This is a genomic window from Phaeodactylibacter sp. (assembly GCF_040219495.1).
GTDB lineage: Bacteria > Bacteroidota > Bacteroidia > Chitinophagales > Saprospiraceae > Phaeodactylibacter.
In genome coordinates this window covers 1-5,818 of sequence record NZ_JAVJSK010000110.1, presented here as the reverse complement: position 1 = coordinate 5,818, position 5,818 = coordinate 1, and the positions used below count along the sequence as shown (strand labels likewise).

Below are 5,818 nucleotides of genomic sequence, written 5' to 3'. Positions count from 1 at the left end.
GCCTGCAAACTACACTTTTTTGCTTATACTTCGTCCCGAAAATCCTCATTTAGCTAAGGCTAAACTCCGGTTTTCGTGCCTCGTCTAACCAAAAAATTGTTAGTTTTCGACTAGAAGACAAAAGTCCCAACACGCTCTAAGCGATGTATACTCCACATCAGGCCGTACCCGGTGGCCAGTTTCTCAATGAGTGAAAGGAAGTCAGCAGTTTCTCCCATGAATAAAAGCGGGGAGCACTAATCCTCCTTGAAGTACAAAGATATGATTTTTCAGAGTTTGCTTGAAAGGATCAAATGATGAAAACCAGGCAGGGAGCATCAATGCCCTAAGGTGTGCTGAGCCGTTGAGCGGAATACGGGGTGGGGCTAGTGGGCCAAGTCCTAAAACCTTGACAATCAAAGTCTTGACCTTTTGCCCGCTGATGTAACCTGAAAGCCTCGCCGTAGCTTCGGCTACGCCTACGTTTCCAGGCTTCTTCAGCGAACAAAATTCCGGCGGCTTAATTATCAGAGACTTAGAACTTGAGCCACTAGTGGATAGAGATACTGCATCGGAAACACTCCGCCATTTACAACCCAAACCGCATCCCCTCCCGGCTGATCCCAAACCCTGCCTGTTCCACCTCCCGCTGTGCTGCACTGCCCGCTTGCAGCAAAGGGTTGGAGTGGTTGAAGTGAATAAAATGAATCCGTCTTCGGATGCTGTCAGGCAAAGGGGCAAAGCGTTTTAGGCTCTCCTGCACAAAAGGGTGGGGGATTTCCGACATATCCCGCCCGGGCAGCTCGGCTCCGGAGTAAAAAGTGGCATCAAGAAAAGCCAGGTCATGAGCCTTTACCATGGAGTCGATGGACACTGTCCAGCGGTCCCATTTGTCGATATCCGGCAGGAACATTAGTTGGTGGTTAGGGCCCTGCACGCTGAAGCCTACTGTTTCCGAAAACTCATCGCGGTGGGGTACGGGGAAGGGTGTAATGGTAATGTTTAGACTAAGCTTCACTGCTTTGCCAGCTCGCAAAGGGCGTAGTTCGATGTTGCCAAGGTCAGCAAGCTGACTCCACGGGCCGTTCTCCCGGAGAAAACTATCCATGCGGGGCATGACATACACGGGGACGCCTTGAGCGCCCATTACTTCCCGCCCGAGGTACATCAGACCGGTGTAATGGCCGATGTGGGCATGGGTGAGCAGAATGCCTCCCAGTTCCAATCCCAGGCTGTCCCGGATGAACTGCAGCTGCTCCGGGAAGTCGGGCGTGGCGTCCAGCAGCCAGGCTTTGCCCGCTTGCCGGTCGCTGATGGCCAGGCAGCTGACCATTCGCCTTTTTGCGGGATTGTTCCAGGCCGGGCGGCAGCAGGCTTTCTGGCAATTGGCTTGAGGGTAGCCGGCATCTTGTGCAATGCCTAAAACGGTTGCTTCCACTGCCGAAACGGGTTCATCAGAGGCGGGCTGAGGTGCTGAGCCTCCGCAACCACCAGGTATTAGAAAAAAAGTGGGGCATAAAATGCAGAAAAACAGCTGTATTTTGATTTTTGGCACGGTACTTGATGTAAGTAAGACAGGTTAAAAAAAATATAAGGTCACGATTTGAAATTTGCCCGCCTTCGAGCGGGCTTTTTTTATGCACTTATACGACTTCCAAAATTTCGTCCACCTGCTCGTTGAAAGCGATTGAGTCCCCCACTGTTTTCCCAATCATCTGATGTGCCAGCGGGGCCTGAATGGAAATACAGTGAAAAACGTCCCCGTCAATAATAGCTTTGCCCAGGCTGACCGACAAAAAGTAGCGCCCTTTCTGGGTACGCACCAGGCTGCCGGCCCCAATTTGAGCCCCACTGTATGAGGGCAGCTGCTTGAGTTGCTGTAGCTGATACTGTGCCTGATCGAGCTGAGCAAGTACCTTGTCCTCTTCCATTTGCATCATGGCCCGGCCAGTCTCGTATTTATCGCCTGCGCTGCTTTTGGTTTCGTTATTGCGGGCCGCCTGTATTGTCGCCACTGAGCGCTGCAGAGTTTCGATCCGGGCCTCTAGTTGAGCCCTGCACTGTTGGACGAGCTGCTGTTTTATCGTTGCTTCCAATGAAAGGTGAATTTTGGTGAGTTGATTTAAATCATTTCGTATTGCATTGCAAAGATTGCCAATGCTTTGTAAATTAGAGCGTGTTGGGGTTTTGGTTTTCTAGTGGAAAGCTAGCATTTTTTGGTTAGGCCAGGCACGAAAACCGGAGTTTAGCTTTAGCTAAATAGCCTGTCCCGCAGTTTTTGCGGGAAGGATTTCCGGGACGAAGTTTAAACAAAAAAATGCAGTTTACAGACCGATTACTGAAGTCCCAATACGGCTCTTAAAGGCAGATAAAACCAAATATAATACGAAATGAAAAAACCAACCTTTCTTAATGCCATCCTGACCACCACTTTCTTTACAGGGCTAGCCCTCATGATGACGCAGTGTGTGAACACAGCGGAGGAAAATGCGGCAGATACCTCCTCTGAAGAAACTGTTGCCGAAGCGCCGGTACATAAAGCGCAGGACCCTCTTGAGCGGGGGGAAGAACTTTATTTGTCTTACTGTCAAATCTGTCACGGTGAGCAAGGCGTTGCCGGCCCAATGGCCGATCTACTTAAGGTGACGCCACCCGACCTGACCAAGATCGCTGCCCGCCGCAACGGCGAGTACCCGGAAGGGTTGATCTTTGATATTGTCAAAGGCAATAAAGAGCTGAAGGGCCACGGCACCACTATGCCGGTTTGGGGCGAGACCTTCCGCGAGTCTGAGAACCTGAAGTCGGATGCAGAAGTTGATGCGGAAATCCGCAAGGTCGTGGCTTACCTAAAGACCTTACAGGAAGGGTAGTCAATCCTCCCGCTTGATTGCCTCCCAGGTTGCGTACAAGGCTTCCTGTTGGGGGCGGTCAGCCGGGATTTCCCGTAAGGGCTCGGTAGGTTGAAGTGAAGCGTGGCAGTCGCCCGGTAGGGTCTGATACAGCTGTGTGCCTTTGGTCTTCCAGGCGATCATTTCGTCGCTAACGGTCTTAATGACTTTGCCCGGATTGCCTACCACCAGGCTGCGGGGCGGAATTTTAGCCTTAGCTTTCACGAAAGTGAGGGCCCCGATGATGGACGCTGCCCCGATAATGGCATTGTCCATGATAACGCTGTTCATGCCTACCATGCAGTTGCGGCCAATATGCGCGCCGTGGATAATGGCGCCGTGCCCGATGTGTGCCGATTCTTCCAACCGTACCGTCACGCCCGGGAACATGTGGATGGTACAGTTTTCCTGCACATTGCACCCGTCTTCGATCACGATACCGCCCCAGTCGCCGCGGATCGCTGCCCCGGGCCCGATATACACATCCCTGCCGATGATGACATTACCGGTCACTGCGGCCTGCGGGTGGACGAAAGCCGATTCGTGGACAACGGGGATGAAGCCTTTGAAAGCGTAGATCATAAATTTTAGTTTAGAAGTCCATTCCAATTGTTGTTATGGAAAGGTAATAAAACGCCTGGAATTGCGCTGGTTTTCGCTTTAGGATGAGATGGCATAAGCGCTCAAATTAGAAAGTTAAAGTTTATAGCGTAGCGCGCCTTTGGGTGCGCTATCTTGATAGAAAATAGATGGCATTCGAGGGGTGCTGTGCCGTAGGTACGGAATGTGTTATTGACTATATATTTCGTACACATCGGCTATGAGCAGGCAGGCTTGGTGTATTGTGAAAACAAAAAAGGCTACCCTTCCCGAAAGAAGTGGTAGCCTTATTGTTGTGGAGACGGCGAGCAACTGTTTTTTAACACTGCAAAAAGCAGTCCCTGATTGCTCAGGGTGTCGGACTATATCATCATCTCGGTGAGATGTCGGGCGCTGTGGGCTTACCGTAGTATCCCTAGTCTCTGCACCTTCCAGAATCTTCCTTCTGGCTTGGCTCAGGATGGCCTGCTTATGGAACAGGTTCCCCTGAATTCACCCGATTTTGCACCACGCATCACTGCGTGGGCGACCCTCTGAGTCGAACTCGCGTCCAGCGAAAGCACTCATAAGCCTTCTACATGCTTAGTACCACATTGAGGTTTTCGAGCTTGAGGGAGGTCGCGGTACCCACCCATGTTCAAGCCTTAGCTCCTTAATTTCGCAGTCTGTTCGGAACAGGGCAGACTACTAGCCTAAAGGGTGGTTGATATGCGGCACGCTGTGTATTAGGCGTCAAGCGTACGGCACAAAGGCTTTCTAAGACCTAGTCTTAGGCAGCCATGGCATACTGAGTATTGCCATGTGAAATTGTAAATAGCCATTTGTTAACGGAGTGAACTATCGTGCTCCGGCATGCTTACTTACCAGTTAACTTCCCTGTCGATTCCAATACGTCCCCATTTTACCGCCTTAGCCTCAAGAGCGAAGGAGGTCTTTTTGCCAAGCCTGTTAAGCCTGACTGGTTTTAGCTTGAGTGCAGAAGCACCTTCAGCACATTTGACATCTTGTCAAGGGAAAACTGACTGATTCAGCTTTCAAAGAACTACCCCAATAACATCCAAAAGCGTGCCATTAGTTCAATAGAAGGCAAAAAAAAATAGTAGCTGACACTTTGTCGCCTTCCTTTTTGACTTGGTAAGTAGCGAATAAAATCTATTTTTGCAATCAAAATCAGCTTTAAAAATCAGAGCCTCAGACGGTAATACTCTAATATATGCAAGCGAAAATTACAGCCATTGGTACTTATGCCCCCGAACAAGTTATTGACAACCATTATTTTGAAAACCTGATAGAGACTTCTGATGAGTGGATTCAGTCCCGGACGGGCATCAAAACCCGCCACTTTGCCCGCCTCAATGAGTTCACGAGCGACCTTAGCGAAAAAGCCGCATTGAACCTTGCCAGGGATTACAACAAAGACCTGAGCGATGTAGATTTTATCCTGCTGGCTACGGTTTCTCATGATCATGTGATGCCTAGTGTCGCGGCGGTATTACAGCACCGTTTGGGTATTGCCCAAGCTGGGGCACTTGATATTTCTGCCGCCTGTGCCGGGTTTGGATATGGTGTTTCTCTTGCGAAAGGCATGATTGAATCAGGCATGCACCGCAAAGTGCTGGTGATCGGTGCAGAAGTGCTTTCTAAAGTGACCGATTTCTCCGACCGGACTTCCTGTATCCTCTTCGGCGATGGGGCAGGGGCGGTCTTGGTGGAAGCTGCTGAAAAAGGGAATGTTGGGGCTTGCATTGTAGGTGCCGAAGGCAACGGCGGGCAAGACCTCTACATGTCCAGTCAATCCACTATGATAAACGGTGAGCTTATCAAAGCCAGCGGCAAAATCTATCAAAACGGCCGCAAAGTCTTCAAGTGGGCCGTCAACCGTATGACCGAACAAGCCAAAGTATTGCTGGATAAAAACAATCTGACCATAGACGATATCGACTGGTTCGTTCCCCATAGCGCTAACATGCGCATTATTGAGGCCTTATGCAAGGGCATCGGCATACCCGTTGAAAAGGCCCTCGAGAGCATATCTGTCTATGGCAATACCTCCTCCGCTTCTATCCCCCTCGCGCTGTATGAAGGCATCAAAGCCGGCAAGGTCAAAAAAGGCGATAAGGTGATGCTGCTTGGCTTTGGTGGCGGGCTTTCCTATGCGGGGACTGTTGTGGAGTGGGGGGTGTAGAAGTCTTTACCTTGCCTATTTAATCTTTTAGAGCGTGTTGGGACTTTAGTAATCGGTCTGTAAACTGCACTTTTTCGCTTATACTTCGCCCCGAAAATCCTCATTTAGCTTAGGCTAAACTCCGGTTTTCGGGTCTCGTCTAACCAAAAAATTGCTAGTTTTCGAC

5 protein-coding genes and 1 other RNA gene are annotated in these 5,818 nt (G+C 50.2%); 2 read left to right on the top strand and 4 right to left on the bottom strand.

Going from position 1 to position 5,818, the window contains the following annotated elements; all coding sequences use genetic code 11:
- Positions 1 to 568: 568 nt before the first annotated feature.
- The gene (locus tag RIC19_RS17430; protein ID WP_350179629.1) at positions 569 to 1,417 is read right to left on the bottom strand and encodes an MBL fold metallo-hydrolase; all 849 of its coding nucleotides are present in this window, start codon (positions 1,415 to 1,417) and stop codon (positions 569 to 571) included.
- A gap of 205 nt (positions 1,418 to 1,622) precedes the next feature.
- Complete coding sequence (locus tag RIC19_RS17425; protein ID WP_350179628.1) at positions 1,623 to 2,075, bottom strand: 3-oxoacyl-ACP synthase; 453 nt, start codon at positions 2,073 to 2,075, stop codon at positions 1,623 to 1,625.
- A gap of 294 nt (positions 2,076 to 2,369) precedes the next feature.
- Between RIC19_RS17425 and RIC19_RS17420 the strand changes: the two genes are divergently transcribed.
- A complete protein-coding gene (locus tag RIC19_RS17420; protein WP_350179627.1) occupies positions 2,370 to 2,849 on the top strand; it encodes a c-type cytochrome in 480 nt (159 codons plus the stop codon).
- Here the strand turns inward: RIC19_RS17420 and RIC19_RS17415 are convergent, their stop codons facing one another.
- On the bottom strand, positions 2,850 to 3,449 hold the full coding sequence (locus RIC19_RS17415) for an acyltransferase (protein ID WP_350179626.1): 600 nt from the start codon (positions 3,447 to 3,449) through the stop codon (positions 2,850 to 2,852). It lies immediately after the preceding gene.
- A gap of 552 nt (positions 3,450 to 4,001) precedes the next feature.
- Positions 4,002 to 4,357, bottom strand: a transfer-messenger RNA (tmRNA) gene (gene ssrA, locus RIC19_RS17410).
- 323 nt (positions 4,358 to 4,680) lie between these two features.
- Here ssrA and RIC19_RS17405 point away from each other — a divergent pair.
- The gene (locus tag RIC19_RS17405; protein ID WP_350179625.1) at positions 4,681 to 5,652 is read left to right on the top strand and encodes a ketoacyl-ACP synthase III; all 972 of its coding nucleotides are present in this window, start codon (positions 4,681 to 4,683) and stop codon (positions 5,650 to 5,652) included.
- The last annotated feature ends 166 nt before the right edge of the window (positions 5,653 to 5,818 follow it).